Annotated in this window: 14 protein-coding genes and 1 other RNA gene; 7 read left to right on the top strand and 8 right to left on the bottom strand. The window is 32.1% G+C overall.

Translation table 11 applies throughout. The annotated features are described in order from the left end of the window. The first annotated feature begins 122 nt into the window (after positions 1–122). From ACE01P_RS11385 to ACE01P_RS11375, 3 genes are all read left to right on the top strand, one after another. Positions 123–1,175: a sensor histidine kinase gene (locus ACE01P_RS11385; RefSeq protein WP_379697627.1), complete on the top strand. Its 1,053-nt coding sequence runs from the start codon at positions 123–125 to the stop codon at positions 1,173–1,175. Beyond that, positions 1,165–1,866, top strand: coding sequence for a LytR/AlgR family response regulator transcription factor (locus ACE01P_RS11380; protein ID WP_379697624.1), 702 nt, complete (start codon positions 1,165–1,167; stop codon positions 1,864–1,866). The genes ACE01P_RS11385 and ACE01P_RS11380 overlap by 11 nt, the downstream gene beginning before the upstream one ends. Before the next feature lie 175 nt (positions 1,867–2,041). After that, complete coding sequence (locus ACE01P_RS11375; protein WP_379697622.1) at positions 2,042–3,511, top strand: MFS transporter; 1,470 nt, start codon at positions 2,042–2,044, stop codon at positions 3,509–3,511. 128 nt (positions 3,512–3,639) lie between these two features. Here the strand turns inward: ACE01P_RS11375 and ACE01P_RS11370 are convergent, their stop codons facing one another. The 5 genes from ACE01P_RS11370 to ffs all read right to left on the bottom strand — a co-directional run bounded on the left by ACE01P_RS11370 (position 3,640) and on the right by ffs (position 6,394). Continuing rightward, entirely contained in the window at positions 3,640–4,137 is a 498-nt protein-coding gene (locus tag ACE01P_RS11370) for a hypothetical protein (protein WP_379697620.1), read from the bottom strand. Positions 4,138–4,228: 91 nt separating this feature from the next. Beyond that, a complete protein-coding gene (gene fsa, locus ACE01P_RS11365) occupies positions 4,229–4,885 on the bottom strand; it encodes a fructose-6-phosphate aldolase (RefSeq protein WP_274250812.1) in 657 nt (218 codons plus the stop codon). Between the two features lie 230 nt (positions 4,886–5,115). Next, the gene (locus tag ACE01P_RS11360) at positions 5,116–5,313 is read right to left on the bottom strand and encodes a hypothetical protein (RefSeq protein ID WP_379697618.1); all 198 of its coding nucleotides are present in this window, start codon (positions 5,311–5,313) and stop codon (positions 5,116–5,118) included. A 5-nt stretch (positions 5,314–5,318) separates the two neighbouring features. Then, positions 5,319–6,122 carry an SDR family oxidoreductase gene (locus ACE01P_RS11355; RefSeq protein WP_379697616.1) on the bottom strand — a complete coding sequence of 268 codons (804 nt, stop codon included), beginning with the start codon at positions 6,120–6,122 and terminating at the stop codon, positions 5,319–5,321. A gap of 174 nt (positions 6,123–6,296) precedes the next feature. Beyond that, an RNA gene (gene ffs / locus ACE01P_RS11350) (signal recognition particle sRNA small type) lies at positions 6,297–6,394 on the bottom strand. A gap of 88 nt (positions 6,395–6,482) precedes the next feature. Between ffs and ACE01P_RS11345 the strand changes: the two genes are divergently transcribed. Continuing rightward, positions 6,483–7,535, top strand: a complete 1,053-nt coding sequence (locus tag ACE01P_RS11345) for a glutaminyl-peptide cyclotransferase (RefSeq protein ID WP_379697613.1) — start codon at positions 6,483–6,485, stop codon at positions 7,533–7,535. 122 nt (positions 7,536–7,657) lie between these two features. Beyond that, entirely contained in the window at positions 7,658–8,896 is a 1,239-nt protein-coding gene (gene hutI, locus ACE01P_RS11340) for an imidazolonepropionase (RefSeq protein WP_379697611.1), read from the top strand. Positions 8,897–9,181: 285 nt separating this feature from the next. On the opposite strand, the gene ACE01P_RS11335 is transcribed toward hutI, so the two are convergent. Next, the gene (locus ACE01P_RS11335; RefSeq protein ID WP_379697608.1) at positions 9,182–10,060 is read right to left on the bottom strand and encodes a hypothetical protein; all 879 of its coding nucleotides are present in this window, start codon (positions 10,058–10,060) and stop codon (positions 9,182–9,184) included. A 98-nt stretch (positions 10,061–10,158) separates the two neighbouring features. On the opposite strand from ACE01P_RS11335, the gene ACE01P_RS11330 reads away from it, so the two are divergent. Together ACE01P_RS11330 and ACE01P_RS11325 are read left to right on the top strand one after the other, a co-directional pair. Then, complete coding sequence (locus ACE01P_RS11330; RefSeq protein ID WP_379697605.1) at positions 10,159–11,196, top strand: formimidoylglutamase; 1,038 nt, start codon at positions 10,159–10,161, stop codon at positions 11,194–11,196. Positions 11,197–11,330: 134 nt separating this feature from the next. Beyond that, positions 11,331–12,578 (top strand): DEAD/DEAH box helicase, encoded by a 1,248-nt coding sequence (locus ACE01P_RS11325; protein WP_379697603.1) that lies wholly within the window; start codon positions 11,331–11,333, stop codon positions 12,576–12,578. Here the strand turns inward: ACE01P_RS11325 and ACE01P_RS11320 are convergent. Next, positions 12,575–14,758, bottom strand: a complete 2,184-nt coding sequence (locus ACE01P_RS11320) for a response regulator (RefSeq protein ID WP_379697601.1) — start codon at positions 14,756–14,758, stop codon at positions 12,575–12,577. The two genes, ACE01P_RS11325 and ACE01P_RS11320, sit on opposite strands and share 4 nt — an antisense overlap. A 126-nt stretch (positions 14,759–14,884) precedes the next feature. Beyond that, the coding region (locus ACE01P_RS11315; protein ID WP_379697598.1) for a dicarboxylate/amino acid:cation symporter at positions 14,885–15,169 on the bottom strand (285 nt) is incomplete at its 5' end.

Genomic DNA, 15,169 nt, shown 5'->3' with positions numbered 1-15,169 from the left:
ATTTAGTTTTAAATTAAAATTTTATTCAAAAAAATTGGCTTTTTGCAGTTAATTGTTTAAAGTTGCACAATATTTCAATATTGTTAAGAAAAACAAAAAATCACTAAATAACTTACATTCAGTTGAAAGAAATCAGAAAAGTTAAATTTGACATTAAACTTCAAAATCATGTTTGGTTTTGGGGCATATATTTTACTTTAAACTTTTTAAGATGGGGTGCATACTTTAATGATTATCCATATGCCTTCAAATCAAACCTAATTGAATTTTCATTGGTTATTCCTTTAGTGTATTTGAATTTATTTGTTTTAGTTCCAAAATATGTATTAAAACAAAAATACATAATGTATACTTTTTTATTGCTTTTGAGTTTATTTGGAATTTATTTAGCTAAAACTGCATTAACCTATTATATCATATCCGAAAATATTTGGCCTGAAGCCAATAGAGAATATCATCCTTTTGAGATTAATCACATTGTTGCAGTTTGCATTGGAGAATTGTATGTTCTAGCGATGGCATCTTCTGTTTATCTAACTTTAACTTGGTTAAAAGAACGCGAAAGAAACAGATCTTTACGAGAAAATCAATTTAAGATCAAACTGAAATATCTTGAGAATCAGATTCAGCCGCATTTTTTCTTTAATACATTGAATAATCTATATGCCTTGTCATTAGAATCATCAAAGAAAGTTCCAGATGTAATTATAAAACTTTCTAATTTAATGGAATATGTTTTGTATGATGTAAAAGGAACCAAATTTGTTCCGTTGATTAAGGAAATTGATTATATCCAAAATTATATTGAAATCGAAAAGCTTCGTTTTGAAAATGTTGAAGTAACCATAAATCTAGAATCCAATATAGAAGATGTTGTTGTACCGCCTTTAATCTTTATTTCGCTAGTAGAAAATGCTTTTAAACATGGAGGATTAAACAACAAAAATTTAAAAATAAAAATCAATTGCAAAGTTATAGACAACAAAATACTTGATTTTGAAATCTTAAATAATTTTGTAATTTCACAAAATCATAATCCAAAAAAAGGAATTGGATTGGTAAATACAAAAAAGAGACTAAAGCTGATTTACAAAAGCAATTTCAGCCTAAAACATCAAACCAAACTAAATTTCTACATAATTAGATTACAAATACCTACTCAGAATGAAAATTAAATGCGTGTTAATTGATGATGAGCCACTAGCTATTAAAGTCCTGGAAAATTATTTCACCAATTTTACAGACTTTGAAGTTATAGCCACATTCACTAACTCTTTAGAAGCACTCGATTTCATTAACAGCAATGCTGTCGATGCTGTCTTTCTAGATATTAACATGCCTATGATGACTGGTTTTGAACTTATTAGTTTAATAGAAAACAAAACGAAAGTTATCATCACTACTGCTTTTAGAGAATTTGCAGCTGAAAGTTATGATTTGGATGTTTTAGATTATTTGGTAAAACCAATTCCGTTGCCGAGATTTATCAAATGCATCAATAAAATTACTACCGAGTACAATCTCAAAAACAATATTAAAGTCGAAACCGCAAAAGGCGATTCTCATATTTTTATCAAAGTCGATAAAAAAATGATGAAAATTAATATTGAAGAAATTCTATTCGTTGAAGGAATGAAAGAATACATCAAAGTTGTCACACCAGACAAAACCTATATTACCCATAAATCTCTTACATCATTATCTGAAGAATTACCTGCAGACCGCTTCCTTAGAATACATAAATCTTATGTAATTGCCCTAAATAAGGTAAAATCTATAGAAGGAAACCGTGTTCAAATACAATCTTATAACATTCCGATAGGCCGAAATTACAGCAAAGAGGTTAAAAACAAGATATTGGAATAAAATATAATTACGAATTACATTTTCTAACTGGGTTAAAATTAACACTTTGTTGAAAAAACATAGTCGTTGGTTTAAATTTAACATTATTTATACCTTTTTATTTTTTTTTGATAATCCTAACAAATATATTTACGGTCTTCAAAAAACAATAAAATAAAAAATTAACCTTATTATTATGAGTTCAGAAAATGTTCAAACCAAATGGGGGCAATTTATCTCTTTGATAATCGTCTTCTTCTTTTGGGGTTTTGTTGGTTCTGCTAATGACATCCTGATTCCAGTATTCAAAAAAGTATTTACGCTATCGCAAGTACAATCTCAATTAGTAGCATGGGCTTTCTACGCTGCTTATTTTGTTGGATCAATTATATTTTTTATCGTTTCTTTAAAAGTAGATGTTTTACAAAAATACGGATACAAAAAAACGTTATCAGCAGGATTAGTTTTATCAGCAGTAGGTTCATTTTTATTTGTTCCTGCAGCAACAATCCAAAGCTTTCCTTTCTTTTTAACAGCTTTATTTACAGTAGGTTTAGGATTCTCTATCCAGCAAATCGTTGCAAATCCTTTGGCTATTAAAATGGGAAGTCCAGAAACTGGGGCACACCGTTTAACTCTTGCTGGCGGAATCAACTCTTTCGGAACAACAATCGGAGCTATTTTATTAGGTATCGCTTTATTCGGAATGGGAGACAACAAAAAAACGGCTCTTTCATTAGAAGATATTAAATTGCCTTTCATCATTTTAGGTCTTGCATTTATTGCTGTTGCAGTATTTATGAATTTCTCAAAAATCGAAGACCCTGTAAAAGAGGAAGAAGCAATAATTGCAGACAAACACAGTAAATTCAACATTCTTGACTATCCACAATTATACTTGGGTATGTTAGGAATTTTTATTTATGTTGGAACTGAGGTAACTATCATCAGTAATTTACCAGCTTTACTACACACTAACGAATTCGGAAACATCTTAGAAGACGCAATTGCACCATTTATCGCGCTTTACTGGGGTAGTTTAATGATTGGTCGTTGGAATGGTGGAGCAAACGTATTCAACACTTCAAACTTGGTAAATACAGCTCTTAAATTTATCGTTCCAGCTGCGGCATTTGGAGTAATCATTGGAGCAAATATTTTTGCTGCGCACGATGTTTCTTCATTCTACATTTACCCATTCTGGATTTTACTATTTATTGCTGTAAGTTTTGTTGGTGGTAAAAACGCTGGAAAAACATTAATGCTTTTTGGAATTTCAGGATTAACCATGATGGTTTTAGGATTAGTATGGCCAAACCCAGAAATTGCTAAATTTTTCTTTATCTCTGGCGGATTGTTCTTATCTATCATGTGGCCTTCAATCTTCGATTTAGCGATTGCAGGATTAGGGAAAAACACAGGAAAAGCATCTTCTTTCTTAATCATGATGATTCTTGGTGGTGGAGTAATTCCATTAGTACAAGGAAGTATCTGTGATTTAGATGCAACAAATCCAAACGGAATTTTCGGTATCACATACACTCACTTCTCTTACATCGTACCACTTCTTGGTTTTGCGTATTTAGGATTCTACGGTTTCTACTGCCCTAAAATCTTAAAAAGACAAGGAATCAGCCACATAGAAAGTGCTGGTGGCGGACACTAAATACTAGAAATATCAATATAAAAAAATCCAAATTCCTCCCGAAGCCTCGGACTCCAAAGGAATTTGGATTTTTTTATTTCCAAAGGAAAAAACTTTGAACCTTTGCAACTCTGGGCCTTTGAACCTTTTTATTTCGCATTAATAATATTACTCAAATTCTTCTTAAAAACAGCCTTATTTTGCACCGTTAAAGAATAAACAACATCTTTATCCGCATGAACTATTACTTTGTCTATATCAGCATTTAAAAGCGCTTGAGGATCCTTTATTTTCAAAGTGCAAGCTCCATCAAAAAAGCCATCATCTTCTATCGTTTTCCTAGCTTCTATTTTTGTACCATCACTTAAGATCGCCGAGATAGTCATTTCGCTATTTAATGTTTTCGAATAAAATCCATCCATCACTAACATTAAACGATAAGTATTTTTCAATTCTGGTCCTTTAAATTCATGTCTCGTAATATTATATTTGAGACCTTTCGCCAGGGTTTGAAATTTAACAGAACAATCCAATTCAAAAGTAGCAACATCGCCTGCCTCATTTACTAAAGTAATAACCTTAGCGGCTTGAGCGTTTATCGATAAACTAGCTACAAAAAAAGACAACATAAGTAGGATAACTTTCATATTTAACTGTTTAAGATTCAATATAAAAGTAAAAAAAAAGGTCTTTTCTCGTTAGAAAAAAGACCTTTTTTATTTTGTAAGTATCTAAGGATTATTTGTTTCCTTTTTCAAAGTCAGCTACGAACTGAGCTAAACCGATATCTGTCAATGGGTGTTTCAATAAACCATAAATTGCAGAAAGAGGTCCAGTCATAACATCAGCACCAATTTTAGCACAGTTTACAATGTGCATTGTGTGACGTACAGAAGCCGCTAAAATTTGAGTTTCGTAACCGTAGTTATCATAAACTTCTCTAATTTCTTGGATTAAATTTAATCCGTCAGTAGAAATATCATCTAAACGTCCAACGAATGGAGAAACATAAGTAGCTCCAGCTTTAGCAGCCAATAAAGCTTGTCCTACAGAGAAAACAAGAGTTACGTTAGTTTTAATTCCTTTATCAGAAAAGTATTTTGCTGCCATAACACCTTCCTTAGTCATAGGAAGTTTTACAACAATCTGCTCGTGTAATTCAGCTAACTCCTCACCTTCTTTAACCATACCTTCAAAGTCAAGAGCATTAACTTCTGCACTTACATCTCCTTCTACAAGGTTGCAAATGTCAACATAATGCTTAAGGATATTGTTTTTTCCAGTGATTCCTTCTTTTGCCATTAATGATGGATTAGTTGTAACACCATCCAAAACACCTAAAGCTTGTGCTTCTTTAATTTGAGCTAAATTAGCTGTGTCTATAAAAAATTTCATAATTATTTGTTTAATTAAAAATGGTTTGTTCGTATTTATATTTTGTAAAACTTTCTTCAAATAAAGTGTTCAAAGAAAATCTTGCTGCAAAATTACAAAATCAATATCAATAACGTTTTTAAAATTAAAACCATTTTCAAATTATATGTTAAAAATAAGTGTGTTTTTTACATTTTTTAATCAATCACTAGATTTGATACGTTTTTTCTTTTGCAATTAATGAATGAAATTTATTTAGAATTGTTTCTATTCAATTCTTTCAATTCATCTCTAATTTCTTCCAGAACCTTTAAAGTTTCTTCTTTATAATGTTCCGTATTATTGATTTTATCACTTAAAGAAGCGAATATTTTTCGAATTACAAGCCAAATAACAACTAAAAATAAAACTCCTAAAATAGTAGGTAAAAATTCACTAATCTTATCCATGACATTTATAATTTATAATGATTCATTAGCATTTTCTCATACATTTTATCAGGAAGCGCACGTTTCAAAACAATTGAAAACTTTTGCATAAAAGCTCCGACTTTATAATGTACATTTGGCTTTTTGGTCTGAATGATTTTGTAAACTGCCTCAGCCATTTCATTTGGATTGCTTCCCGCATCAACGTGATCGTTCATTGTTGCCAGAACATCTCCATAAACCTTTTCGTAAGCAGAATCTTTAATAACTGGCGCATGATAACGCCCAGCTGCAATATTAGTAGCAAAATCTCCAGGCGCAACATTCGTAATTTCGACACCAAAAGCTTTTACTTCCATTCTTAAAGCTTCAGTAATTAATTCTAAAGCTCCTTTTGATGCAGAATAAACGCTTCTGTATGGAAGTCCCATATAACCGGCAATCGAAGTGATATTAATAATTAGTCCAGAATTTTGCTTACGCATTTGCGGTAATGCAGCTTTCATAACCTCAATTGGCCCGAAAAAATTAGTTTCAAAATTGTTTCGAATTTCTTCGGTCGGAATTTCTTCCAAAGGCCCTGTAATTCCAACTCCAGCATTGTTAATTACAATATCCAATCTGCCAGAAGTTGTTATAATTTTATCTACAGCAGTTTTAATAGAGTTAGAATCTCTAACATCTAATGCAACCAAAGGAAACACTGAATTTAAAACTTTCTCAGGATTTCTGCTTGTTCCGTAGACAACGAAACCTTTTTGGTGCAAGAATTCACCAATAGATTTTCCAATTCCTGATGATCCTCCGGTAATTAAAACGACTTTACTCATTTTTTTAGTTATAAGTTATAGATTATGAGTTATGAGTTTTTGGGAATTGAGTTTATTATTAAAGCACAGAGCTCAACTTTTAACTTCTAACCAACAACATCAAACTTCAGATAGGGTCAAAAATAAAAAAATCCTCCTGAAAAGGAAGATTGCAAACTAATTAAATTCTAAAAAAAATGGCAAGCGACCTACATCGCACCGCTCAACCACGTACCCTTGCTATGTTCCCATCCTGGGGGAGTCTGCAGGAGCTGGTCGTGTAGGACTTGCCGGTGCAAATATACAACCTTTTTATATTTTTGCAAGACCTTTGCGACAATAAAAATATCGTCGTATATTGCCTTATTCAAATTTTAAACTATGAAAAAATATAACTTCCTAGCTGTCATTTTATTAGGAATTACATTAATTGGATGTGGAGAAAAAAATAAAGGTGAAAATTCTTTATTTACCATCGATGATTCTGCTTTTCCAGCTCATCTTACGCAAAAAGAAGCGCTAAATATTGCAATTTTGAACCCAAAATCGAAAGAAATTGACAGCGTTGCCTACTTCGTAAACGACCAAAGAGTTGGAGGAACAAAAGGTGCTGAAAATTTTAGATTTGAATTAATCGATCAAAAATTAGGATATCAATACCTAAAAGCGAAAGTTTATTTTGGCGGAGATTCTTCTGATGCAACTACTAGAATCGAAGTAGTTTCAGATATTGAACCTAAATTATTAAAATATAAAATCGTAAATACTTTTCCTCACGACAAAAAAGCTTTCACAGAAGGTTTAGAATTTTACAAAGACACTTTATATGAAAGCACTGGGCAAGAGGGAGCTTCATTCATAAAAAAATACGATTATAAAACTGGAAAGGTTTTTCATCAAATTGATCTTGACCAACAATATTTTGGAGAAGGAATTACATTTCTAAATGATAAATTATTCCAACTGACTTACAAAAACAAAAAAGGTTTTATCTACAATGCTAAAACTTTAAAGCTTGAAAAAACTTTTGATTACGAAAAAGATATCGAAGGTTGGGGAATGACAAATGACGGAAAGCACATTTACCAAACAGATGGAACTGAAAAAATTTGGAAAGTTGATCCAGCTACTCAAAAAATGATTGATTACATTAACGTTTATTCTGGTGCTTCAAAAATTAAAGCCGTTAATGAAATTGAATGGATTGATGGGAAAATTTATGCTAATGTTTGGTTTAAAGATGCTATTGCTGTTGTAAACCCAAGTTCTGGTGCTGTTGAAGGAATTTTAAATTTATCTGATTTAAGAAAAACAATGACAGATATTACAAAAGACGATGTTTTAAACGGTATTGCATACAATCCTAAAACTAAAACTATTTTTGTAACTGGTAAAAATTGGAGTAAAATGTTCGAAATTACAGTTTCAGAATAATCCATAGATAAAAAAACAATTTTACGAATTTCACAGATTCCCATCGATTTATACGAGGAAATTTGTGACTCGACCGCAGGGAACTGGCGAAGCAAATTTGTGTTTTATAACAATTCTTACTAATGATCACTTTAATCACAAACATACAAGAGTTACTTCAAGTTCGCGAAACTTCGGTTGCCAAAGTATCTGGTTCTGAAATGGCCAAACTTCCAACAATTAAAAATGCATTTTTAGTTTTAAAAGACAATTTAATTGAAGATTTCGGTTCAATGGATAATCTTCCAAAAATAAACGCTGACGAAATTATTGATGCAACTGGAAAAGTTGTACTTCCGTCTTGGTGCGACAGCCACACTCATATAGTTTATGCTGGAAATCGTGAGCAAGAATTCGTAGACCGCATCAACGGACTTTCTTATGAGGAAATTGCTAATCGTGGTGGCGGAATTTTAAATTCAGCTAAAAAATTAAATGAAACTTCTGAAGAAGAAATTTACGAACAATCTAAAATTCGTCTTGAAGAAGTCATGCATTTAGGAACTGGAGCTGTTGAAATTAAATCAGGCTACGGATTAACAATTGAAGGCGAGCTAAAAATGCTTCGCGTCATTAAAAAATTATCCGAAAATTATCCGATTTCAATAAAAGCTACTTTCTTGGGCGCACATGCTTTTCCTACGCATTATAAAGAAAACAAAGCAGGTTATATTGACGAAATCATTACTAAAATGATTCCTGAAATTGCTAAAAATAAGCTTGCAGAATATGTAGATATTTTCTGTGAAAGCGGTTACTTTTCTGTAGAAGAAACAGAGAAAATTATGCAGGCCGGAATTGATTTCGGCTTAAAGCCAAAAATCCACGTCAATCAATTTAATTCTATTGGCGGAATTCAAGCTGGAGTTAAATTTAAAGCGCTTTCTGTAGATCACCTTGAAGTTATGAATCCAGAAGATATTGAAGCATTAAAAGACACAGAAACAATGCCAGTTGCTTTACCTTCTTGTTCTTATTTCTTAAGTATTCCGTATACGCCAGCGCGCGAAATGATAAAAGCAGGTCTTCCTTTGGCATTGGCTACAGATTTTAATCCTGGTTCTACTCCATCAGGAAACATGAATTTTGTTGTGGCCACAGCTTGCATCAAAATGAAAATGACACCAGAAGAAGCCATTAATGCCGCAACAATAAACGGCGCCTATGCGATGGGACTTTCAGAAACCCACGGAAGTATTACAAAAGGCAAAAAAGCCAATCTGATTTTGACCAAACCAATTTCTTCTTATTATCAGATTCCTTATGCATTCGGAAGCAATCTTATAGAATCTGTTTTTGTTGAAGGCAAGATTTTAAAATAAATCATTTGTCAAAATAAAATAAAACAATTGATTCAATAATAAAAATCGAATTTGATCTGCCAAAATCTTTTTAAATCTGCGTGAAACATTTTACGCAGATTTTTTTTCATGCAGATTTAAACAGATTTAAACAGATGTGCACAAATTAAATCAGCAAAAAATCATTTCCTTTATCATTAGACACCGCCAGCACCTAAGTTACTTAGAAAAATTATTCCATAAAAAAAGGTCTGTGAAAATCACAGACCTTTAATATCTTAAGTGGTATTTTTCCCTTAGGCTAAATTATCTTAAACTAAAACTAGTTTTAGAAACCAATTCGTCATTATCAAAAACATTGATGAAGTAAGTTCCTTTAGCAAAATCTTTACCTGGAAGATCTTCACTCACATTAACGCTTTTGTTTTCATATTTTACAGTAGTTTTAAAGCTGTAAGTCAATGTGTTCTCTCCAAAACTTTCTGTTTTCTTTTCGCCTAAAACATTGTTTTTAGCATCAATTACCTGTACATAATAAGTTTTGTCACCAGATTTTGCAATTTGGTTTTCAGCAATTGTAAAACTAACTTTTAAGATATCAGCACGACTAGCTTTATCTGTTTCAATTTGTTTACCTGAGCTTTTCAATTTGTAAGCTGAAGTTTTAGTATTTAAAACTGATAATTTAGAACCTCTTTCTACAGTTTTAGCTAGCTCTTCGTTTTGACCAACTAATACTTCGTTATATTTTTTAGATTCTCCTAAAACTACAATAGTACTATCTCTTTGAGTAGTTAAAACACCATTTTGTTTTTTCAACTCATCGTTTTCAGCAACTAAAGTTTTCATTTTGCTTTGCATTGCTTGAACTTGAGATCTGTATTTAGAAACATCTCCTTTAGACTTGTTCAAATCATCCATTAAAGCCACAACTTTGTCTCTCTCTTGGATTAATTCGTCAGACATAGAAGTATTTTCAGCAATTGCAGCATCATAAGTCGCTTTTAATTCCTGTAAATCTTTCATTACAGACTCTTTTTCTGTCAAAGTAGTTGTAAGTTCTGTCTTAACTACGTCTGTATCAGAAGATAATTTAAAAATATACACTAAGCTACCGATAAGTAGGACTGCTAAAACTGCGATTACCGCTTTTAGACTTGAATTGTTGTTCTTTGGGTTTTCCATATTTAAATAATTTTCTTTAATAACAAATTTAAGAATTAATATAAGGTAATAACGTAAGTTTCTACAATTATATTATTTTTGGAAAATAAATTTTTTTCATGGAAAAATTAATCCCATTCACTATAAATGATTTAGCAAAAATCACAAATCATAGAAGTGGTGAAATAAAGTTCGGAGAAAAAATGATTGTCGTTCCTCCAGGGGCTGACATAGTTAATTTTCTTAAAGAAAGCGAAGCAAAATATGTGCTGTTAGGAATTCCTGAAGATATTGGTGTGCGTGCCAATTACGGAAGGCCTGGAGCTGCTTCTGCATGGCAAAGTGCGATAAAAAGTATCGCAAACATTCAGCATAATAGATTTTCTAAAGGAAGTAACATTATTGTTTTAGGACAAATCAATGTTACGACAGAAATGCGTGAAGTAGAAAATCTTGATTTTAATGACATCGATGATCGTTCAAAATTGAGTCAGCTGGTTGAAAAAATAGACAAAGAAGTTTCTCATGTCATTTTTACTATAATTAAAGCTGGAAAAACACCAATTATTATTGGCGGAGGTCATAACAATGCCTACGGAAATATTAAAGGTGCCGCTCTTGCGAAAGGAAAACCGGTAAATGCTATTAATTTTGATGCACACTCTGATTTCAGAATTTTAGAAGGCCGTCATAGCGGAAATGGTTTTTCATACGCTTACGAAGAAGGTTTTTTAAAGAAATATTTCATTTTTGGTCTTCACGAAAATTACACTTCGAAAAGCGTTTTAGATATTATCAAAAAATTGGAAGACCGCGTTCGATATAATACGTACGACAGCGTCAACATCAGAAAAGAAAAAGATTTTAATCGTGAAATGATTACAGCTTTGGATTTCATTAAAAATGATGCTTTCGGAATCGAAATCGATCTTGACGCAATTCCGAATATTGCCAGCAGCGCTATGACTATCAGTGGTTTTTCTGTTGAAGAATTGAGACAATTTGTTTCTTTCTTTGGCGAACACAAACATGCTGCTTATTTGCATATCTGCGAAGGCGCACCAGATTTAGACAATTCTCCCAATAATAATTTAATTGGAAAATTAATTGGTTATTTGGTAACCGATTTCATCAAAGCGAACATTGAACCCGCTTGATTTTAAATATCCTATTTGATTATGCTGTAGGGCTTGTTTCCCAAATAAAAGCAAATTCAAACAAACGATTGAACGAATAAACATATCTTTGCAAGCATTTTAGTAATTAAAACTAAAATACTAATACCAAAGATATGTTATTCGAAGATCTATCACTTTCAAAAAGTATACAAAAAGCCGTATTTGAAGAAGGCTACTTAAATCCGACTCCGATTCAGGAACAATCTATTCCGATTGTTTTATCAGGAAGAGATTTAATTGGCTGTGCGCAGACAGGAACAGGGAAAACGGCAGCTTTTGCTATTCCAATCATACATCAATTACACCGCATTGTCGGTTCATCAAAAAAAGCAAAACAAATTCGTGCGCTTATAGTTACTCCTACTCGTGAACTTGCGGTACAAATTGGAGAGAGTTTTGATACCTATGGTAAGTATACCAACTTAACACAATTAACCATTTTTGGAGGAGTTTCTCAAAATCCACAAGTTGACGCTTTAAAAAATGGAGTTGACATTTTAGTTGCTACTCCAGGACGCTTGCTTGACCTACATAAACAAGGTTTTCTGGATTTAAATCACTTGCATACTTTGGTACTTGATGAAGCTGATCAGATGTTGGATATGGGGTTTATAAACGATGTCAAAAAAATCGTAAAACTAACTCCAAAAAACAGACAGACTTTACTTTTCTCTGCAACAATGCCGATTGCAATTCGCGAACTTGCCGAAATGTTTCTTCAAGATCCAGAAAAAGTGGAAGTTTCTCCAGTTTCTTCTACAGCAGAAAATGTAGAACAACGCATTTATTTTGTTGATAAAACTGAAAAAAGAAATTTATTATACACTTTAATAAAAGAACAAAACTTATCAAACGTACTTGTTTTTTCCAGAACAAAACACGGTGCTGATAATGTTGTAAAAGCGCTTCGCAAAAAAGATATTCCGGCGGAAGCTATTCACGGAGATAAATCTCAAAATGCTAGACAAAGAGTTTTAGATGCTTTCAAAAACAAAGAAGTTGGTGTTTTAGTTGCGACTGATATTGCTGCACGAGGAATTGATATTGAACAACTTCCTTACGTAATCAATTTTGACTTGCCGAATATTCCTGAAACTTACGTTCACCGTATTGGCCGAACAGGTCGTGCAGGAAACGGCGGAATCGCGATTTCTTTCTGCGGAAAAGATGAGCTTCCTTATTGGAAAGACATTCAAAAATTAATAAAAGTTGATGTAAAAACGATTGCCGATCATCCGTATCAATGGCATTCTGGAAGTCCAGAAGCTGGAGAAAAGCCTAAAAACTCAAACAGAAGCGGTGGCGCTCATAAATCGAGAAAATCAGACAATTCTAAGAAAAACAAAAAACGCTGGTACTAAACAGCGTTTTTTTCGTTTATCAAGAAATTGATTATTTTAAATAATTTAACCGGTTCAAAAGGTTTAATTATAATATCATTCATTCCGGACGAAATTGCTTCATCTGTAATTTCGTCTTTATCAAAAGCCGTCAAAGCAACAATTGGAGTTTCTATCCCTTGAAGACGTATTCTTTTCGTCGTCTCGAATCCGTTCATTAAAGGCATATTAATATCCATTAAAATCAAATCGAAAGTTTCATCTTCTAAAACTTTAAGTGCCGCAAAACCATCATCAACCACTTTGCAGGCATAATTATTTTTTTCAATAATTTTCTTTGTAACAAGCTGATTAATCAAATTGTCTTCAACGACTAAAATTTTATAAACTTCGCTTGAAGTCAAATCAACTTCAATCTCATCAATAATGCTTTTTGTTTTGGCCAAATCATGCTCAAAAGCAATTGTAAACGAAAATGAAGTTCCTTTTCCTAAATCACTGTCCAAAGTAATAGTACTTCCAAAAAGCCCCAAAAGCCTTTTTACAATACTAAGTCCTAAACCAGTTCCTTGATAATCTTCGTCTTTTCTACCAACTTGAACAAATTTTTCAAAAATCTTGTTCTGATCTACAATTGCGATTCCTATTCCGTTGTCTTTTATTAAAAAATCCAAATAATGAAGCTTTCCCTCTACCTTATTGAGTTTTACAATAATTTCAACTTGTCCGTCTTTTGTAAATTTCAACGCATTACTTACCAAGTTCATTAAAATCTGAGCCAAACGCAGTTTATCCCCAATTAAATACTCTGGAATATACGGATCTATACAAATAGAAATGCTGTTATTATTTTTCTGAGAAAGAAAAGAAAGCGAATTTTTTATCATCGTTATTTCGTCAGAAATATTGAAAGTCAAGCTTTCAAGTACGATTTTATTTTCTTCAATTTTATTGATCTGCAAAATATCATTTACAAGCGACAATAGATATCGAGCAGAAAATTTTAGCGAACTTAAATGCTGGCTTCTCGAAATTTCTTTATGTTCTTCGAGCAGCATATTGGTGATTCCTACAACACCATAAAGCGGAGTGCGTAATTCGTGGCTTATCGTTGATATAAATTGTGTTTTGAGCAAAGAGGCTTCTTCTGCAATTTCTTTCGCTTTAAGAAGCTCTAAATTGTGTTTTTTCTTGTAAGCGATATTCTTTATCAAAGTGACAATTAAAATCAAAAGAATCAGCGAAATTAAAATAAAAAGAATCACAATGATTTTTGATTTTCTTAAGCTTTGAGACTGCTCTACTTTTTCGCCCTCCACTTTATCAATCTGCCTTTTGTATTCGTCCAATTCAAGACTTAAACCTGCCTGAGAAGCCTTTTTAAGTTTTTTGACATCATACAAATTATCAGAAAGATTATAATGGCTAACTAGCGCATCATAAGCTTCTTTGTGCTTATTAATTTTATTTAAAAAATGAGAATATTCTAAATAAGCATGAGCTAAATCTGTCTTTTCTTGACACTTTTTTCCAGATTCGATTGCACTCAAAAAATAAGCATTTGCTGCTTTATTATCATTTTTGTAACTAGAATAAATACCATTCAACATATCAACGATAACTTCTGTTGTTCCGTCATTGTATTTAATTTTAGTACTATTTACATACTTCAAAAAAAGATTTCCCTGTTTGTAATTTCCAATGTCAAAATAAGCCCATGCAATATTAACATTGGTAAAATAAACCTCCTTTAAATCGTTTATTCTCAAAGCATAAGCAACCGCTTTCTTATAATTTCGGATCCCTTCGTCAAACTGCTTTTTTTCAAAACAATACATGTTCCCTAAATTATTATAGAGAAGACATTTTATAGAATCATTATCGGTTTTATTAGCGTAGTACAAGCCTTTTTTGTAGAAAAAAATTGCTTTATCAAACTCTGATAATTCGTTATAGTTAGCCGCTATAATATTATACGCACGAGCTGTAAGGCAATAATCTTTTATTGCTGTTGCATCATTTAATGCTGCTCTGGAATAAATAAGTGATTTTTCGAAATTAGATTCCCTAAAATTTAAAAGTGCTTTCTTGACAGTCTTATCAATTTTAGGATCGAGGTTACAATTGGATTGCGCAATTGCTGAATTGGCAAAGCAATTCAGAACCAATAGAAAAAGTAAAAAAATCCGTTTGTGGGGCATTAATCGGCTAATTTGATCAAATATACACTTTAAAATAAAAAAAAGCTGCATTTCATAAAAAAATACAGCTTTTCAAAATATTATTTCAATAACTAAGCCAAAAAGATTAAAATCTTAGCTATTTTATTATTCTTTATTATCCTCCCATTGTCCTACAACAGAAGTTGCTAACGCATTCCCTAATACGTTTGTAGCACTTCTAAACATATCGCAAAAGTGGTCAATTGGAAGAATTAATGCAATTCCTTCAATCGGAATATCAAACATACCGCATGTTGCTGCAACTACAACCAAACTTGCACGCGGCACACCTGCAATACCTTTACTGGTAAGCATTAAAACTAAAAGCATTGCCATTTGCGTTCCCAAATCCAAATGCACATTATAGAATTGAGCAATAAAAATACTGGC

It is taken from the genome of Flavobacterium sp. HJSW_4, from assembly GCF_042436695.1.
Classification (GTDB): Bacteria; Bacteroidota; Bacteroidia; order Flavobacteriales; family Flavobacteriaceae; genus Flavobacterium.
Note: the sequence above shows the minus strand (reverse complement) of the source record. Positions and strands in the feature narration are given on the sequence as shown.

Coding starts and splice junctions, on each gene's coding strand:
- ACE01P_RS11360 (WP_379697618.1), bottom strand. CDS start 5,313: ATGGATAAGATTAGTGAATTTTTACCTACTATTTTAGGAGTTTTATTT.
- ACE01P_RS11335 (WP_379697608.1), bottom strand. CDS start 10,060: ATGGAAAACCCAAAGAACAACAATTCAAGTCTAAAAGCGGTAATCGCA.
- ACE01P_RS11370 (WP_379697620.1), bottom strand. CDS start 4,137: ATGAAAGTTATCCTACTTATGTTGTCTTTTTTTGTAGCTAGTTTATCG.
- hutI (WP_379697611.1), top strand. CDS start 7,658: ATGATCACTTTAATCACAAACATACAAGAGTTACTTCAAGTTCGCGAA.
- ACE01P_RS11330 (WP_379697605.1), top strand. CDS start 10,159: ATGGAAAAATTAATCCCATTCACTATAAATGATTTAGCAAAAATCACA.
- ACE01P_RS11345 (WP_379697613.1), top strand. CDS start 6,483: ATGAAAAAATATAACTTCCTAGCTGTCATTTTATTAGGAATTACATTA.
- ACE01P_RS11380 (WP_379697624.1), top strand. CDS start 1,165: ATGAAAATTAAATGCGTGTTAATTGATGATGAGCCACTAGCTATTAAA.
- fsa (WP_274250812.1), bottom strand. CDS start 4,885: ATGAAATTTTTTATAGACACAGCTAATTTAGCTCAAATTAAAGAAGCA.
- ACE01P_RS11320 (WP_379697601.1), bottom strand. CDS start 14,758: ATGCCCCACAAACGGATTTTTTTACTTTTTCTATTGGTTCTGAATTGC.
- ACE01P_RS11355 (WP_379697616.1), bottom strand. CDS start 6,122: ATGAGTAAAGTCGTTTTAATTACCGGAGGATCATCAGGAATTGGAAAA.
- ACE01P_RS11325 (WP_379697603.1), top strand. CDS start 11,331: ATGTTATTCGAAGATCTATCACTTTCAAAAAGTATACAAAAAGCCGTA.
- ACE01P_RS11375 (WP_379697622.1), top strand. CDS start 2,042: ATGAGTTCAGAAAATGTTCAAACCAAATGGGGGCAATTTATCTCTTTG.